General features: G+C 68.0%; 14 protein-coding genes. 4 read left to right on the top strand and 10 right to left on the bottom strand.

What is annotated here, in order from left to right:
• Positions 1 to 122 precede the first annotated feature (122 nt).
• The gene (locus ACOQOP_RS03570) at positions 123 to 1,076 is read left to right on the top strand and encodes a DMT family transporter (protein ID WP_420564945.1); all 954 of its coding nucleotides are present in this window, start codon (positions 123 to 125) and stop codon (positions 1,074 to 1,076) included.
• Here the strand turns inward: ACOQOP_RS03570 and ACOQOP_RS03565 are convergent.
• A complete protein-coding gene (locus tag ACOQOP_RS03565) occupies positions 1,073 to 2,401 on the bottom strand; it encodes a hypothetical protein (RefSeq protein ID WP_420564944.1) in 1,329 nt (442 codons plus the stop codon). The genes ACOQOP_RS03570 and ACOQOP_RS03565 overlap by 4 nt on opposite strands.
• Before the next feature lie 89 nt (positions 2,402 to 2,490).
• On the opposite strand from ACOQOP_RS03565, the gene ACOQOP_RS03560 reads away from it, so the two are divergent.
• From ACOQOP_RS03560 to hutU, 3 genes are all read left to right on the top strand, one after another.
• On the top strand, positions 2,491 to 3,285 hold the full coding sequence (locus ACOQOP_RS03560) for an SDR family NAD(P)-dependent oxidoreductase (RefSeq protein WP_420564943.1): 795 nt from the start codon (positions 2,491 to 2,493) through the stop codon (positions 3,283 to 3,285).
• A gap of 347 nt (positions 3,286 to 3,632) precedes the next feature.
• Entirely contained in the window at positions 3,633 to 5,156 is a 1,524-nt protein-coding gene (hutH, locus tag ACOQOP_RS03555) for a histidine ammonia-lyase (protein WP_420564942.1), read from the top strand.
• 16 nt (positions 5,157 to 5,172) lie between these two features.
• Positions 5,173 to 6,843, top strand: a complete 1,671-nt coding sequence (hutU, locus tag ACOQOP_RS03550; protein WP_420564941.1) for a urocanate hydratase — start codon at positions 5,173 to 5,175, stop codon at positions 6,841 to 6,843.
• A 167-nt stretch (positions 6,844 to 7,010) separates the two neighbouring features.
• Here the strand turns inward: hutU and ACOQOP_RS03545 are convergent, their stop codons facing one another.
• The 9 genes from ACOQOP_RS03545 to ACOQOP_RS03505 all read right to left on the bottom strand — a co-directional run bounded on the left by ACOQOP_RS03545 (position 7,011) and on the right by ACOQOP_RS03505 (position 15,078).
• A complete protein-coding gene (locus tag ACOQOP_RS03545) occupies positions 7,011 to 7,712 on the bottom strand; it encodes a GntR family transcriptional regulator (protein WP_420564940.1) in 702 nt (233 codons plus the stop codon).
• Between the two features lie 51 nt (positions 7,713 to 7,763).
• The gene (locus ACOQOP_RS03540) at positions 7,764 to 7,895 is read right to left on the bottom strand and encodes a hypothetical protein (RefSeq protein ID WP_420564939.1); all 132 of its coding nucleotides are present in this window, start codon (positions 7,893 to 7,895) and stop codon (positions 7,764 to 7,766) included.
• Positions 7,892 to 8,896 carry a cytochrome d ubiquinol oxidase subunit II gene (gene cydB / locus ACOQOP_RS03535; protein WP_420564938.1) on the bottom strand — a complete coding sequence of 335 codons (1,005 nt, stop codon included), beginning with the start codon at positions 8,894 to 8,896 and terminating at the stop codon, positions 7,892 to 7,894. The genes ACOQOP_RS03540 and cydB overlap by 4 nt, the downstream gene beginning before the upstream one ends.
• Before the next feature lie 5 nt (positions 8,897 to 8,901).
• Positions 8,902 to 10,308: a cytochrome ubiquinol oxidase subunit I gene (locus tag ACOQOP_RS03530; RefSeq protein ID WP_420564937.1), complete on the bottom strand. Its 1,407-nt coding sequence runs from the start codon at positions 10,306 to 10,308 to the stop codon at positions 8,902 to 8,904.
• A gap of 160 nt (positions 10,309 to 10,468) precedes the next feature.
• Complete coding sequence (locus tag ACOQOP_RS03525) at positions 10,469 to 11,185, bottom strand: ABC transporter ATP-binding protein (RefSeq protein ID WP_420564936.1); 717 nt, start codon at positions 11,183 to 11,185, stop codon at positions 10,469 to 10,471.
• Complete coding sequence (locus tag ACOQOP_RS03520) at positions 11,182 to 11,937, bottom strand: ABC transporter ATP-binding protein (protein ID WP_420564935.1); 756 nt, start codon at positions 11,935 to 11,937, stop codon at positions 11,182 to 11,184. Before ACOQOP_RS03520 ends, ACOQOP_RS03525 begins: the two co-directional genes overlap by 4 nt.
• On the bottom strand, positions 11,930 to 12,880 hold the full coding sequence (locus ACOQOP_RS03515; RefSeq protein ID WP_420564934.1) for a branched-chain amino acid ABC transporter permease: 951 nt from the start codon (positions 12,878 to 12,880) through the stop codon (positions 11,930 to 11,932). Before ACOQOP_RS03515 ends, ACOQOP_RS03520 begins: the two co-directional genes overlap by 8 nt.
• Positions 12,880 to 13,806, bottom strand: a complete 927-nt coding sequence (locus ACOQOP_RS03510; protein ID WP_420564933.1) for a branched-chain amino acid ABC transporter permease — start codon at positions 13,804 to 13,806, stop codon at positions 12,880 to 12,882. Before ACOQOP_RS03510 ends, ACOQOP_RS03515 begins: the two co-directional genes overlap by 1 nt.
• Positions 13,807 to 13,899: 93 nt before the next feature.
• Positions 13,900 to 15,078, bottom strand: coding sequence for an ABC transporter substrate-binding protein (locus ACOQOP_RS03505; protein ID WP_420564932.1), 1,179 nt, complete (start codon positions 15,076 to 15,078; stop codon positions 13,900 to 13,902).
• Positions 15,079 to 15,105 lie beyond the last annotated feature (27 nt).

Below are 15,105 nucleotides of genomic sequence, written 5' to 3'. Positions count from 1 at the left end.
CCGACAGCAAACTGTCCCGGCCTCTCGACACGCGGGCGCATCCTAGAAACCCTGGCGGCTCGCACTCAAGGCCGAATTCAGTTAGCAATGACCTAGATGCACTTCACCGGATGACCATCCCCGTGTCCAGTTCCTCCCAGCCGAAGGCGCCGATCGATCCGGCGCCCGCCAGTCTGTCGGCGCCGCAGACGCCCGCCCCCGGCTCCTCGACGCCGCTGGCCGTCGCGCTGCTCGCCATGCTGGCCGTGCTCTGGGGCTTCAACTGGCCGATCATGAAGGTGGGCCTCGCCGAGGTTCCGCCCTGGGTGTTCCGCGGCTCGGCGAGCGTGGTCTCCGGCCTCGGCCTGTTCGCGGTGGCGATGATCGGCGGCCATTCGCTGAAGATCCCGCGCGACAAATGGCGCCCCCTGTTCCTGTCGGGCATCCTGAACATGGCGCTGTGGAACATCCTGGTTCTGTATGGAATCGACCTGATGGATGCGGGCCGCGCCGGGATCCTGGCCTATACGATGCCGCTCTGGGCGACCCTGGTCGGCGCCTTCGTGCTGAAGGACCGGCTCGGCCTCAGGGCGATCTTCGGCCTGACCCTCGGTCTCGCCGGCATGGCGCTGCTGTTCTCCGTCGATGCCAAGTCCCTGTCCGGTCCGCCGCTGGGCCCCATCCTCGTGGTCCTTGCCGCCTTCTGCTGGGGAGCCGGGACGGTCGTCGTCAAACATGCGGGCTTCACCCAGCCGGTCACCGTGGTCTGCGGCTGGCAGCACCTGATCGGCACGGTCCCGGTCCTGTTCATCGCGGTGGTCTGGGACATCGACAACATGGGCGAGGTCACGCTCTGGCCGGCGATGGCGGTGCTCTACAACATGACCATCACCGGCATCCTCTGCTACTGGGCCTATTTCAAGGTCGTGTCCCTGCTGCCGGTCGTCGCGTCCACCGTCGGCACGCTGATGGTCCCGGTGGTCGGCGTCTTCGCCAATGCCCTGATCTTCGGCGTGCAGCCGCAATGGGTGGACTATGCGGCGCTGCTCTGCGTGGCGGCGGCGGTGTTTCTGGTGATGACCCGGCGGACGCGCTAGCCCGTCATGATGGCGTTCAACCCCGTCAGCACCGCCATGGTGAAGGCGAAGAAAGCGGCGACGTAGAGCAGGTTCGGTCCGAGGGCCAGGGTGATCGGCCGGACCGAGAACAGCCGGCCCGCCGTCACCACGGTCAGCGAGCTGATCGAGCTCATCGCCCCCATGCCCCAACCGAACAGCATCGCCGTCATCAGCGGCAGATGGGCGACCGGCAGGTCGCTGCTGGTGACGGCCACCATCATCACCGTGCCGGTGATCATCGGATGCACGCCGGCGATGGCGAACAGCACCATCGATCCCGCCACCGCCGAGAACACCGCCCAGGTCGGCAGGTGCGAGCCGATCCAGGGCGCCACCACCTCAAGGATGGGCGGCGCCGTCTCCGCCAGCGTGCCCAGCACCAGCGAGGTGGAGACGATCAGCAGATCGTCCCCCATGGTCGCCATCGCCCCCTTGGTGTCCTGGTAGACCTCAGTCATGCGATGCGGCTGCTGGACCAGGTGGAGGGCGCACAGCACCGGCATCACCATCAGCACCGCGCCCAGCGTACTGATCGGGAAGACCTGGGAAGCGGCGATCACCAGCCCCCCGACCACCACCATCAGCAGTCCGATCGGCGCCAGGCAGGCGAGGCCCTGGCGCACGGCATCGAGGCTCAGGGGTCTGGCGAAGATCAGCAGCGAGATGACCAGCCCGCAGGCCGCCATCGACCCGCCGAGCAGGAAGGCCTGCCAGACCGGCACCTCCGGCACATAGGTATAGGCGACCGCGAACCCGACCAGGAACGGCGAGTACAGCGCCACCGTGTTCATGCCGCGCAGGGACGCCAGCGCCGCGGACCGGCGCTGCCGCTCGCCGGCCTCGTCCGGGATCACAGAGGCCATGAAGGCGAAGGAGCCGGTATTGAGCACCGCGCCGAAGGCATGGGCGCCGAACAGCAGACCGATTCCCGACAGTCGCTCCGGCAGCGAGGCGATGCGGTGCTGGGCGGTGCGCACCGCCGGGAGCCCCCGCGCCACGGTCCGGGTCATCGCCAGGGTCGGCAGAAGGCCGGCGAAGATCAGGGTCCGGTCCAGGCCCCGGAGCATCTCCGCCGGATCGGCACCGGCCCAGAGCAGGAGGGCGCCGAGCCCGGCGATCAGCGCGAACACGGCCAGCGTCTCCCGCCGCGCGTCGAGCAGGGACAGCACGACCACGACGCCGAGTGCGCTCGCCGCCACCGTGTGAAGCCAGTCGATATCGACCCAGAGCAGGACCAGCGCGGCCAGCCAGATCGCCAGAAGGATGGGCGGGCGCCAGCGCCGGTTCAAAGCGGAGATTGTCATCGTCCAGACGGTCGCTCAAAGTTTTGTGCAATGCAACGGACCAACAAGCCGCAGACAAGCGGCGGTGCGGCACTACAGGGAGGGATGCAATGGCCGGCAGGCTGACGGGTAAACGCGCGCTGGTGATGGGGGCCGGATCCTCCGGCCCGGGCTGGGGCAACGGCAAGGCGACGGCGGTGCTGTTCGCCCGCGAAGGCGCCAGGGTGGTCTGTGCCGACGTGAACGGCGCGGCGGCCGAGGAGACCGTCGCGATCATCCGCGACGAAGGGGGCGAGGCCGTGGCCGAGAGCTGCGATGTCACCGCCTCTGATCAGGTCGCCGGTGTGGTGGGGCGGATGGTCGAGCGTTGGGGCGGGATCGACATCCTCCACAACAATGTGGGCATCGCCAAGATGGGAGGGCCGGTGGAGCTGTCGGAGGACGACTGGCACCGGGTGATGGACGTGAACCTCACCGGCGTGTTCCTGGCCTGCAAACACGTGCTGCCGCATATGCTGGAGGCTGGGCGGGGCGCGATCGTCAACGTCTCCTCGATCGCCGGCTTCCGCTATGTGGGCTATCCCTATGCCAGCTATTACGCCTCCAAGGGCGGGCTGAACCAGCTCACGGTCGGGCTGGCGCTGCAGTACGCCGCCCAGGGCATCCGCGCCAACGTGATCATGCCGGGCCTGATGGACACCCCGCTGATCCGTACCCAGATCGCCGGCCAATACGCCGATATCGACGCGATGATCCGCGAGCGGGACGCCAAGTCTCCAACGGGCAAGATGGGCGACGCGTGGGACGTGGCCCATGCCGCCCTGTTCCTGGCCAGCGACGAGGCGAAGTACATCAACGGGGTCTGCCTGCCCGTGGATGGTGGGCATCACATGAAGATCGGGTAGCGGCTCCCCGCCATTCTTTCCCCGCCCCTGACGTCCCTCTTCCCTCATTCCCCGGGCCTGTTCCGGGGCCCACCTCTACGGTGGCACGGGGCCGCCGGACTGTCTCGCTGCCGACACGTGGGCCCCGGAACGGGTCCGGGGAGTGAAAGAAAACTTGGTGGATCTCCTCCCCCGTCATCCTGATGCAAGTCAGGATCTGCGGTGCACCCGCGCCGGAGGCTTGGTCCCGGATCAGGTCCGGGACGACGGGATCGGCTTGCATGACGCTTATTTGTATATACATAATTCGCGAACCGCCCTATCCTCTCCACATCACCAACCGCATCCCCGACGCGCTGGAGGCAGGCATGACGATCACGCTGGTTCCCGGTGAAGCCACCCTCGAGACGCTGGAACGGATCTGGCGCAGCGACGCTCCCGTCGCTCTCGACCCCGCCGCCCGTGCCGGTGTGGAAGCGGCCGCCGCCCTGGTGCGCAAGGCGGCGTCGGAAGATGAGGCGGTCTATGGCGTCAACACCGGCTTCGGCAAGCTGGCCACGGTGAAGATCAGGCCGGCCGATACCGCCACCCTGCAGCGCAACCTGATCCTCAGCCACTGCTGCGGCGTCGGCGACACCCTCGACCCGGCGACCACCCGGCTGATGATGGCGCTGAAGCTGCTGTCGCTGGGCCGAGGCGCGTCCGGCGTGCCGTGGAGCACCGTGCAGCTCATCCAGGACATGCTGACCGCCGGCGTGCTCCCGATCGTGCCGGACCAGGGCTCGGTCGGCGCGTCGGGCGACCTCGCCCCGCTGGCCCATATGGCCGCGGCGATGATCGGCGAAGGCTCCGCCACCTATAAAGGCGAGACCCTCCCCGCCGCCGAGGCGCTGACGCGGGCCGGCCTCGCCCCCATCGTGCTCGGCCCGAAGGAAGGGCTGGCGCTGATCAACGGCACCCAGTTCTCCACTGCCTTGGCGCTCACCGGCCTGTTCCGCGCGTGGCGCAATGCCCGCGCCGCCGTGGTGTCCTCGTCGCTCTCGACCGATGCGATCATGGGCTCCACCGCCCCGCTGGTCGATGCGATCCACACCCTGCGCGGCCATCGCGGCCAGATCGACGTCGCCCGCGCCCAGGCCTTCCTGATGGCCGGGAGCGAAATCCGCGAGAGTCACCGCGAAGGCGACACCCGCGTCCAGGACCCCTACTGCATCCGCTGCCAGGCCCAGGTCACCGGCGCCGCCGTCGACCTGCTGCGCTTCGCCGGCCGCACCCTGGAGACCGAGGCCAACGCGGTCACCGACAACCCGCTGGTACTGGTGGAGGAGGGGCTGATCGTCTCCGGCGGCAATTTCCACGCCGAGCCCGTCGGCTTCGCCGCCGACCAGATCGCCCTGGCCGTGGCCGAGATCGGCGCCATCGCCCAGCGCCGGGTGGCCCTGATGGTCGACCCGACCCTCAGCTTCGATCTGCCGCCCTTCCTCACCCCCGACCCGGGGCTGAACTCGGGCCTGATGATCGCCGAGGTGACCACGGCCGCGCTGATGAGCGAGAACAAGCACATGGCCAATCCGTGCACCACGGATTCCACGCCGACCTCCGCCAACCAGGAGGACCATGTCAGCATGGCCGCCCATGGTGCACGACGGCTGGCCAAGATGAACGCCAACCTGAACGTGATCCTCGGCGTGGAGCTGATGTGCGCCGCCCAGGGGATCGAGTTCCGCGCCCCGCTGCGGACCAGCCCGGCCCTGGCCTCGGTGATGAAGACGGTGCGCGCCAGGATCCCCGCCATCGTCGAAGACCGGCTGCTCGCCCCCGATATCGAGGCCGCCGCCGCACTGGTTTCCGACGGCGCGCTGATCGCCGATGTCGACCTTCCCGCCACCTGACTTCAGAGGTGATGCCATGACCAACGCCCGCCACAACATCCGCGACGTCTATCCCGACACCGGCACCGAGATCACCGCCAAGTCCTGGCTGACCGAGGCGCCGATGCGGATGCTGATGAACAACCTGCATCCCGACGTGGCCGAGAACCCGCACGAGCTGGTGGTCTATGGCGGCATCGGCCGGGCGGCCCGCACCTGGGAGGATTTCGACAGGATCGTCGCCAGCCTGAAGAGCCTGGAGGAGGACGAGACCCTGCTGGTGCAGTCGGGAAAGCCGGTCGGCATCTACCGCACCCATGCCGACGCGCCGCGCGTGCTGATCGCCAACTCGAACATCGTGCCGCACTGGGCGACCTGGGATCACTTCAACGATCTCGATCGCAAGGGGCTGATGATGTACGGCCAGATGACGGCCGGCTCCTGGATCTATATCGGCTCCCAGGGGATCGTGCAGGGCACCTACGAGACCTTCGCCGAGGCCGGGCGCCAGCATTACGGCGGCGACCTGACCGGCCGCTGGATCCTGACCGGCGGGCTCGGTGGCATGGGCGGCGCCCAGCCGCTGGCCGCCGTCTTCGCCGGGGCCTGCTGCCTGGCGGTGGAATGCGACGAAACTCGCGCCGATTTCCGCCTGCGCACCCGCTATGTCGACGAGAAGACCCATTCTCTGGACGAGGCGCTGGCGATGATCGAGCGCTGGACCAAGGCCGGCGAGGCCAAGTCCGTCGCCCTGATCGGCAATGCCGCCGACGTCTTTCCCGAGCTGGTGCGGCGCGGGGTGAAGCCGGACATCGTCACCGACCAGACCAGCGCCCACGACCCGATCAACGGCTACCTGCCCAAGGGCTGGAACCTGGCCGAGTGGCGGTCCAAGCGCGAGACCGCGCCGAAGGAGGTCGAGAAGGCCGCCCGCGCTTCGATGAAGGAGCATGTGGCGGCGATGGTCGATTTCTGGAACGCCGGCGTGCCGACCCTCGACTACGGCAACAACATCCGCCAGGTGGCGCTGGAGGAAGGGCTGGAGAATGCCTTCGCCTTCCCCGGCTTCGTGCCGGCCTATATCCGCCCGCTGTTCTGCCGCGGCATCGGCCCGTTCCGCTGGTGCGCCCTGTCCGGCGATCCGGAGGATATCTACAAAACCGACGCCAAGGTGAAGGAGCTGACGGACGATCCGCATCTGCACCAGTGGCTCGACATGGCGCGCGAGCGGATCAGCTTCCAGGGCCTGCCCGCCCGGATCTGCTGGGTCGGGCTCGGGGTGCGGCACAAGCTCGGCCTCGCCTTCAACGAGATGGTGCGGAACGGCGAGCTCAAGGCGCCGGTCGTGATCGGCCGCGACCACCTGGACAGCGGCTCCGTCGCCAGCCCGAACCGGGAGACCGAGGCGATGAAGGACGGCAGCGACGCGGTCTCCGACTGGCCTCTGCTGAACGCCCTGCTGAACACCGCGTCGGGGGCGACCTGGGTCAGCCTGCACCATGGCGGCGGCGTCGGGATCGGCTTCAGCCAGCACGCGGGCATGGTAATCTGCTGCGACGGCACCGAGGCGGCCGACCGGCGGCTGGAGCGCGTGCTGTGGAACGATCCGGCCAGCGGGGTCATGCGCCATGCGGATGCTGGTTATGAGATTGCGGTGGAATGCGCGCGGGAGCACCAGCTCCGGCTGCCGGGGATTTTGGGGGAGTAGCCGCTCGGACGTCCTACGCCCCACCCCGTCATCCTGATGCAAATCAGGATCAAGCCCCGGCGCCGGTGCACCACAGGTCCTGACTTGCGTCAGGACGACGGGTGGGGGCGCTGGAACCTCGGTCCTGATTTGCATCAGGACGACGGTTGGGGCTGGGTACCCCTGCCCTACCGCCGCTCCGACTTCAGGGAGAACAGCGCACCCGGATGCAGCATGGACGCATGGGTGATCGGCCGGTCGCCGAGCCGGGACACGCGCTCGATCCGCAGCAGCGCCGTGCCTTCGGCCACCTCCAGCGCCTCGGCCGACGTCCCGTCGGCCGCCAAGGCCGAGATCTCGTGATCGACGCCGGTATAGGGCACGTTCTCCAGCAGCCAGTGGTTGGCGCTGACCGTCGAGAAATCCACCTCAAGCGCCGCCGGCACCTGCTCCAGGTTGATCCAGCGGGTGTCGTGCTGGAACACCCGGCCACCGGCCCAGTGGCGCCCGACAACGTTCAGGTGCCGCTCGCCCTTCCCGGCCCCCAACGCTCGGGCGATCTCCCCATCGGGTGCCGCATGGCGCCGGGACAGCAGCTCGTAGCGATAGGCAAAGCCACGCCCTTCGATCTCCTCGCGTATCGAGGGGATGCGGATCAGCACGCCGCCGCTGTCGCGCGGGGCGACCTGGGTCCCGGCGCGGCGCCTGCGCACCACCAGCCCCTCGTCCGCCAGCTCGCGGAGGGCGCGGTGGGCTGTCAGGCGCGAGCAGTTGAAGTCGGCGGCAAGCTGCTCCTCGCCCGGCACCATGTCGCCGGCCAGCAGCGTCCCGGACTCGATCTTCGCCCGCAGCGCGTCCTTCACAAGCTGATAGATCGGCGTATCCGCCACGTCATTTGTCTTTACAAATTGAGCCCGGCTACCGGTATAGGCGCTACGGCCCTAGGGCGCCAGCACTAGCTTGATCACCAGGCCGACCGCGCCGACCGTCGCCACGCCCGCCAGCCACAGGCCGACGAACCAGGCGAGCCGGGTCAGCCGGCTGCCGTCGCGCGGCCCGTACTTGCCGCTCAATGGTAGCCTTCCCCCGCCCGCACCTTCCCGCGGAACACGCTGTAGGCGTAGATCGTATAGGCCAGGATGATCGGCAGCAGAACGGCGGTGCCGACCAGCAGGAAGCCGAGGCTCTCGTCCGGGGCGGCAGCGTCCCAGATGGAAATCGAGGGCGGCACGATGTTCGGGTAGAAGCTGATCCCGAGCCCGACGAAGCACAGCACGAACAGGATCTGGGCGGAGATGAACGGCTGGTAGTCGCGGCGCCGCAACAGCCCCCAGATCAGGCTGAGCACCGTCAGACCGGTCAGGATCGGCACCGGCGCCGTCAGGAACAGCCCCGGCGTGGAGAACCAGCGCTCCATGAAGACCGGGTCGAGGAACGGCGTCCACAGGCTGACCGCCCCGACCATCGCAACCGTGCCGATCGCCGCCGGCCAGGCCAGGCGGAAGCCGTGGTCCTGCACCCCGCCCTCGGTCTTCATGATCAGCCAGGTGGCCCCCAGCAGCGCGTAGCCGATCGCCACCGCGACGCCGCAGAGCAGGCTGAACGGGGTCAGCCAGTCCCACCAGCCGCCGGCATAGGCCCGGTTCTCAACCTCAATGCCCTGTACCAGGGCGCCGAGGATGATGCCCTGCGCGACGGCCGCGACGAGGGAGCCCAGGGTGAAAGACCAGTCCCACACCCGCTTCCAGCGCACCGTCTTCCAGCGAAACTCGAAGGCCACGCCGCGGAACACCAGGCCGAGCAGCATGGCGGTCACAGGGGCGTAGACCGCCGGCATCACCACGGCATAGGCCAGCGGGAAGACCGCGAACAGCCCGCCGCCGCCAAGCACCAGCCAGGTCTCGTTGCCGTCCCAGACTGGGGCGACGGAGTTCATGGCCACGTCCCGCTCCTCCTCGTCGGACAGGAACGGAAAGACCAGTCCGACCCCCAGGTCGAAACCATCGAGGACCACGTAGAGCAGGACGGCGGTGGCGATGAGAAGGGCCCAGATCAGGGCGAGATCCAGTTCCATGACGCTCACTCCTCCCGGTTGGTCCGCAGGTCCACGGCCATCGCCGGCGTGATGCCCGCCGCCCGGATCGGCTCGCCCGCCTTCAGGCCCGGCTCGTTGTCATGCGGGGCGGCGTTCATCGACCGCATCACGTAGTAGACGCCGGCGCCGAACACGAGGAAGTAGACCACGATGAAGGCGATCAGCGACGTCGCGACGGCCGGCGCGTCCATCGGCGAGGCGGAGTCGGCCGTGCGCAGCAGCCCGTAGACCGTCCAGGGCTGGCGCCCCATCTCGGTAGTGACCCAGCCGGCCAGCACGGCAATGAAGCCGGACGGCCCCATCACGATCGCCAGGCGGTGCAGCAGGTCCGGTTCGTACAGGGTGCCGCGCCAGCGCCGCCACAGCGCCCAGAAGCCGATGGCGACCATGGCGAAGCCGATCGCCACCATCACCCGGAAGGTCCAGAACAGCACCGTGGCATTGGGCCGGTCCTCGCGTGGCCAGTCCTTCAGCCCCTGCACGGCCCCGTCGGGATCATGGGTGAGGATCAGGCTGCCGAGCTTGGGAATGCCGATGGCGTATCGGGTCTCCTCCGCCTCCATGTCGGGCCAGCCGAACAGATAGAGCGGCGCGCCGGTCTGGGACTCGAAATGGCCTTCCATGGCGGCGACCTTGGCCGGCTGGTGCTCCAGCGTGTTCAGCCCATGCAGGTCGCCGGCCACGATCTGGATCGGCGCCACCACGGCGGCCATCCACATGGCCATGGAGAACATCAGCTTGGCCGGCCGGTTATCCCGGTTCCGCAGCAGGTGCAACGCCCCCACCGCGCCGACGACGAACGCCGTCGTCAGATAGGCGGCCAGGACCATATGGACCAGCCGGTAGGGGAAGGACGGGTTGAACACCACCGCCCACCAGTCGGCCGGGATGAACTGGCCCGCGTCGTTGATCGCGTAGCCGGCCGGCGTCTGCATCCAGCTGTTCACGCTGAGGATCCAGAAGGCGGAAATGAAGGTGCCGATCGCCACCATCAGGGTCGCGGCGAAATGCAGGCGCGGCCCCACCCGCTTCAGGCCGAACAGCATGATCCCGAGGAAGCCGGCCTCCAGGAAGAAGGCGGACAGCACCTCGTAGCCCATCAGCGGGCCGAGCACCGGCCCGGTCTTGTCGGAGAACACGCTCCAGTTCGTGCCGAACTGGTAGCTCATGACGATGCCGGACACGACCCCCATGCCGAAGGCGACGGCGAAGATCTTCAGCCAGTACTGGAAGGTGTCGATATAGACCTGCCGGCCGGTCGCCAGCCACAGCCCCTCCAGCACCGCCAGATAGGAGGCCAGCCCGATGGAGAAGGCCGGGAAGATGATGTGGAAGGACACCGTGAAGGCGAACTGAAACCGGGCCAGGTCGATGGCGAGCGGCAGGTCCATGCCCCGCACTCCTCGATGGTTGTCGCCGGCCCTGCGGCCCGCGGTTATCCCCCTCGTCGCATCGATGACCTAGTCCCGCAACCCGCTGCGGTCGATGCGGCGTTTCATCACCGCGACAGTTTTGACACCCTATCATGTGGGTGGCCGAACGCGGGCGCGCTCAGACGTGCAGGTACTTCTCGATCACCGCCCCGTCGGCGCGGAAGGCGGCGGTGTCGCCCTCCCAGACCACGTGGCCCTTCTCCACCACCGTGTGCCGGTCGGCCAGCGCCAGCAGGGCGGAGACGTTCTTGTCGATCACCAGGATCGCCTGACCCTCGCCCTTCAGGGTCGCCAGCACCCGCCAGATCTCCTCGCGGATCAGCGGGGCGAGGCCTTCCGTCGCCTCGTCCAGGATCAGCAGGCGCGGGTTGGTCATCAGCGCCCGGCCGACCGCCAGCATCTGCTGCTCGCCGCCGGACAGGGACCCGCCCATCTGCCGCCGCCGTTCGCCCAGGCGCGGGAACAGGTCCAGCACCTCGGCCAGCCCCCAGCGCGGCGCGCCGCTGCCCCGCCGGTTCGCGGCGGTGGCGATCAGGTTCTCCTCCACCGTCAGGGTCGGGAAGATCTGCCGCCCCTCCGGCACCAGGCCGAGGCCGCAGCGGGCGATCTCGTGGGCCGGGCGTCCGCGCATGTCCTCGCCGGCGATGAGCACGCGGCCGCCGGTCGGCGGCAGCAGGCCCATCACCGCGCGGATCGTGGTGGTCTTGCCCATGCCGTTGCGGCCCATCAGGGTGACCACCTCGCCCGCATGGACGGTCAGCGCCATGCCGAATAGCACCGGGGCGGCGCCATAGCCGGCGGTCAGGTCCTCCACTTCCAGCAGCGGGGCGGTCATAGGATCTCCTCCTCGCCCAGATAGGCGGAGCGGACCTCCGGATCGGCGCGGATCGCCTCGGGCGCGCCTTCGGCGATCACCCGGCCATAGACCAGAACCGAGATCGTGTCGGCCAGCGCGAAGACCGCCGCCATGTCGTGCTCGACCAGCAGGATGGTGAAGCGGCCGCGCAGCCCCTCCAGGGTCTCGGTCAGGCGGGCGGTCTCCTCGTGGGTGGTGCCGGCCATCGGCTCGTCCAGCAGCAGCACCGTCGGATCCGTCGCCAGGGCCATGGCGATCTCCAGCGCCCGCTTTTCCCCATGGCTGAGCGCGCCCGCCCGGATCTGCGCCCGGTCGGCCAGGCCGACGGTCTCCAGGCAGGCCATGGCCCGCTCGGTCAGGGCGGTCTCGCGGGCAACGGAGCGGAAGAAGCGGAAACTGTGCCCGGCATGGGCCTGGGCGGCGACGGCGACGTTGTCGAGGGTGGAGAAGCCCGGCAGCACGTTGGTGATCTGGAACGAACGGGCGAGGCCGAGATGGGAGCGGCTATGGATCGGCAGGCCGGTGATATCGCGACCCTCAAGAATGATCGTGCCGGCATCGGGGGCGACCTGGCCGCCGATCTGGTTGATCAACGTCGTCTTACCCGCTCCGTTCGGACCTATAATTGCATGAATACCTCCCGCCTTCACGGCAAGGTTCACGCCGTCCGTGACGGTCAGGGCACCGTAACTTTTGCTGAGGCCGGCGATTTCCAGGATCGGGTCAGCCATCGCGCGCCTCCCGCCGGAAGGCACGGGCGAGGCCGCCGCGAGCGTAGAGCACGATCAGGATCAGCAGCGGGCCGAAGATCACCCGCCAGTGCTCGGTGAAGCCCGCCAGCACGTCCTCCAGCGCCAGATAGGCCACAGCCCCCAGCACCGCGCCGTAGAGCGATCCCATGCCGCCGAGCACCACCATGATGATCAGGTCGCCGGAGCGCTGCCAGGACATGTAGGCCGGGCTGACGAACTCCGCATGGTTGGCCAGCAGCGCGCCGGCGAGGCCGGCCATCATGCCCGCCATCACATAGGCGACGAGCTGGTGGCGGTAAGGGTCAAAGCCGATGGCGGACATGCGCGCCCGGTTCTCGCGCACGCCGGCGATCACCCGGCCGAACCGGCTGCCGACGACCCGGCTGGCGAACCACCAGCACAACGCCAGGCACGCCAGTACGAAGAAGTACAGGGCGGTGTCGTCCTCCAGCAGCGAATTGCCGAGGAATTCGCTGCGGCCCCAGATGGTCAGCCCGTCATCGCCGCCATAGGCCGACAGGCTGGAGGCGGTGTAGTAGGCCATCTGCCCGAAGGCGAGGGTGATCATGATGAAATAGACGCCGCGGGTGCGCAGGCTGATCGCCCCGGTGACCAGCGCGAACAGCCCGGCGGCCAGCATCGCCAGGGGGATGGTCAGCGTGCCTTCCCAAAGGTTGTGCTCGGCCGAGATCCCGACCGCATAGGCGCCGATGCCGATGAAGGCGGCATGGCCGAAGCTGACCATGGCCCCGTAGCCCAGGATCAGGTCGAGGCTCAGCGCGGCGATGGCATAGATCATCACCCGGCTGGCGACGTTGGTCAGGTAGCCCAGCTCGAACGCCTCGGCCACCATCGGCAGGACCGCGAAGACGATCAGCAGGGCCGCGGTGACCGCCCGCTCCCGTGTCAGCAGGGCACCCATCAGGCGCGCCCCGGCGCCGGGAACAGCCCGGTCGGCCGGAAGAACAGCACGCCGGCCATCAGCACGTAGATCAGCATGGAGGCGATCGCCGGGCCGACCTGGTTCGCGGCGGACGGCTCCAGGAACAGCTTGAAGATGTCGGTCATGAAAGAGCGGCCGAGCGTGTCCACCAGCCCGACGATCAGCGCCGCCAGGAAGGCGCCGCGGATCGACCCGATGCCGCCGATCACGATAACCACGAAGGCGAGGATCAGCACGCCGTCGCCCATCCCCGGCTCGACCGAGAAGATCGGCCCGGCCATCACGCCGGCGAAGCCCGCCAGCATGGCGCCGAAGCCGAAGACCACCATGAAGAGCTGGCGGACGTTGACGCCCAGGGCCGACAGCATCGACGGATTGGCCGCACCGGCGCGGATCAACATGCCAACCCGGGTGCGCGCCACCACCAGCCACAGGCCGAGCGCGCAGATCAGCCCGGCGACGATCAGGGCGATGCGGTAGACCGGATAGCCGAACCCGTCCATCACCGGGATCGCGCCCTGCAGGATCTCCGGCGCCGGATAACTCAGCGGCGAGGCCCCCCAGACGATCCGCACACCCTCATTGAGAAACAGGATCACGCCGAAGGTGGCCAGCACCTGGTCCAGGTGGTCGCGATCGTAGAAATGTCGGAAGACGATGACCTCCAGCACCAGCCCCAGCACCAGGGCAGCGGCCATGGCCAGGATCACCGTGGCGAAGAAGTTACCGGTCAGGCCGTAGAAGGTGACGGCGAGATAGGCGCCCAGCATGTACTGGACCCCATGGGCGAGGTTGATGAAATCCATCACCCCGAACACCAGTGTCAGCCCGGCCGCCACCAGGAACAGCAGCACCCCGAGTTGCAGCCCGTTCAATACCTGCACCGCGAACAGCGTCGCCGTCATCGTCCCCCTGCCCCCTTCGTGTCGTCGGGGCCCCCTAATAACAGAAACGGGCGGAACCCGAAGGCTCCGCCCGCCCAATCCGGCCGAAGCCGATCAGTTCATGCGGCAGTCCTTGGCGTGGACGTCACCGTAATCGTCGAACACCTTCTCCACCACGGTGGTGTGGAAGGCGCCGTCATCCCGCTTCACAGCCTTCACCAGGTAGAAGTCCTGGATCGGGAAGTGGTTGTTGTTGAACTTGAAGTCGCCCCGCACCGAGGCGAAATCGGCCTTCTCCAGGGCGGCGATGACCGCGTCCTTGTCGGAGAGGTCGCCGCCGACCGCCTTCACCGCGCTGTCGATCAGCTGGGCGGCGTCATAGCCCTGGCTGGAATACAGCGACGGGATGGAGCCGTACTTCGCCTCATAGGCAGCCGCGAACTTCTTGTTGGCGGGATTGTCCATGTCCGGCGTCCACTGGGACGAGGAGAACAGGCCCAGAGCGGCGTCCTTGGTCGCCGGCAGGGTGGTTCCGTCCACGGTGAAGGCGGACAGAAAGGTCACGCTGTCGGCGAGACCGGCCTGATTGAACTGGCGCACCAGATTCACGCCCATGCCGCCCGGCATGAAGGTGAACATTGCGTCCGGCTTCGCGGCGGCGATCTTCGCCAGCTCGGCGGAGAAGTCCAGGTTGCCGAGCTTGGTGTAGACCTCGTCGACGACCTCGCCCTGATAGTAGCGCTTGAAGCCGTTGATGCTGTCCTTGCCCGCCTGGTAGTTCGGGGCCATCAGGAAGACCCGCTTGAACCCTTTGTCCTGGGCGTATTTGCCCATGACCTCGTGGATCTGGTCGTTCTGCCAGGAGGTGGAGAAGAAGAACTTGTTGCAGCCCCGGCCGGCGAAGGTCGAGGTGCCGGCGTTGGCGCCAATGAGAAAGGTCTCGCTCTCCGTCACCGGGCGGAACACCGCCTGCAGGATGTTGGAAAAGACTATGCCGGCAACGAAGTCAACCTTGTCGCGCTCCAGCAGTTCCTTGACCTTGGTGAGCGCCACGTCCGGCTTCAGCTCGTCATCGACGATGATCATCTCGACATCGCGGCCGCCGAGCTTGCCGCCGTTCTCCTCGACGAAAAGCTGGAAGCCGTCGCGGATGTGCTGGCCCAGAACCGCCGGCGGGCCGGACAGCGTGACCATCATGCCGATCTTCAGCGGCTCGGCCGCCTGCGCGACCCCGAGCGCACCCGCGACCGTCATGCCGGCGGCCAGCGCCAGCGCCTTGATTCCCCTACCCATCATGCCACTCCCTGGAAGTTCCCTGTT

Origin of the sequence: Thalassobaculum sp. (assembly GCF_965223715.1) — a bacterium.
In the GTDB taxonomy this organism is placed as follows: Bacteria; Pseudomonadota; Alphaproteobacteria; order Thalassobaculales; family Thalassobaculaceae; genus Thalassobaculum.
This window is presented reverse-complemented; position numbering and strand designations above follow the sequence as displayed.

Bases quoted from the DNA above. Each gene is read 5' to 3' on its own strand.
- ACOQOP_RS03565 (WP_420564944.1), bottom strand. From the start codon at position 2,401: ATGACAATCTCCGCTTTGAACCGGCGCTGGCGCCCGCCCATCCTTCTG.
- ACOQOP_RS03560 (WP_420564943.1), top strand. From the start codon at position 2,491: ATGGCCGGCAGGCTGACGGGTAAACGCGCGCTGGTGATGGGGGCCGGA.
- hutH (WP_420564942.1), top strand. From the start codon at position 3,633: ATGACGATCACGCTGGTTCCCGGTGAAGCCACCCTCGAGACGCTGGAA.
- hutU (WP_420564941.1), top strand. From the start codon at position 5,173: ATGACCAACGCCCGCCACAACATCCGCGACGTCTATCCCGACACCGGC.
- cydB (WP_420564938.1), bottom strand. From the start codon at position 8,896: ATGGAACTGGATCTCGCCCTGATCTGGGCCCTTCTCATCGCCACCGCC.
- ACOQOP_RS03530 (WP_420564937.1), bottom strand. From the start codon at position 10,308: ATGGACCTGCCGCTCGCCATCGACCTGGCCCGGTTTCAGTTCGCCTTC.
- ACOQOP_RS03525 (WP_420564936.1), bottom strand. From the start codon at position 11,185: ATGACCGCCCCGCTGCTGGAAGTGGAGGACCTGACCGCCGGCTATGGC.
- ACOQOP_RS03520 (WP_420564935.1), bottom strand. From the start codon at position 11,937: ATGGCTGACCCGATCCTGGAAATCGCCGGCCTCAGCAAAAGTTACGGT.
- ACOQOP_RS03515 (WP_420564934.1), bottom strand. From the start codon at position 12,880: ATGGGTGCCCTGCTGACACGGGAGCGGGCGGTCACCGCGGCCCTGCTG.
- ACOQOP_RS03510 (WP_420564933.1), bottom strand. From the start codon at position 13,806: ATGACGGCGACGCTGTTCGCGGTGCAGGTATTGAACGGGCTGCAACTC.
- ACOQOP_RS03505 (WP_420564932.1), bottom strand. From the start codon at position 15,078: ATGGGTAGGGGAATCAAGGCGCTGGCGCTGGCCGCCGGCATGACGGTC.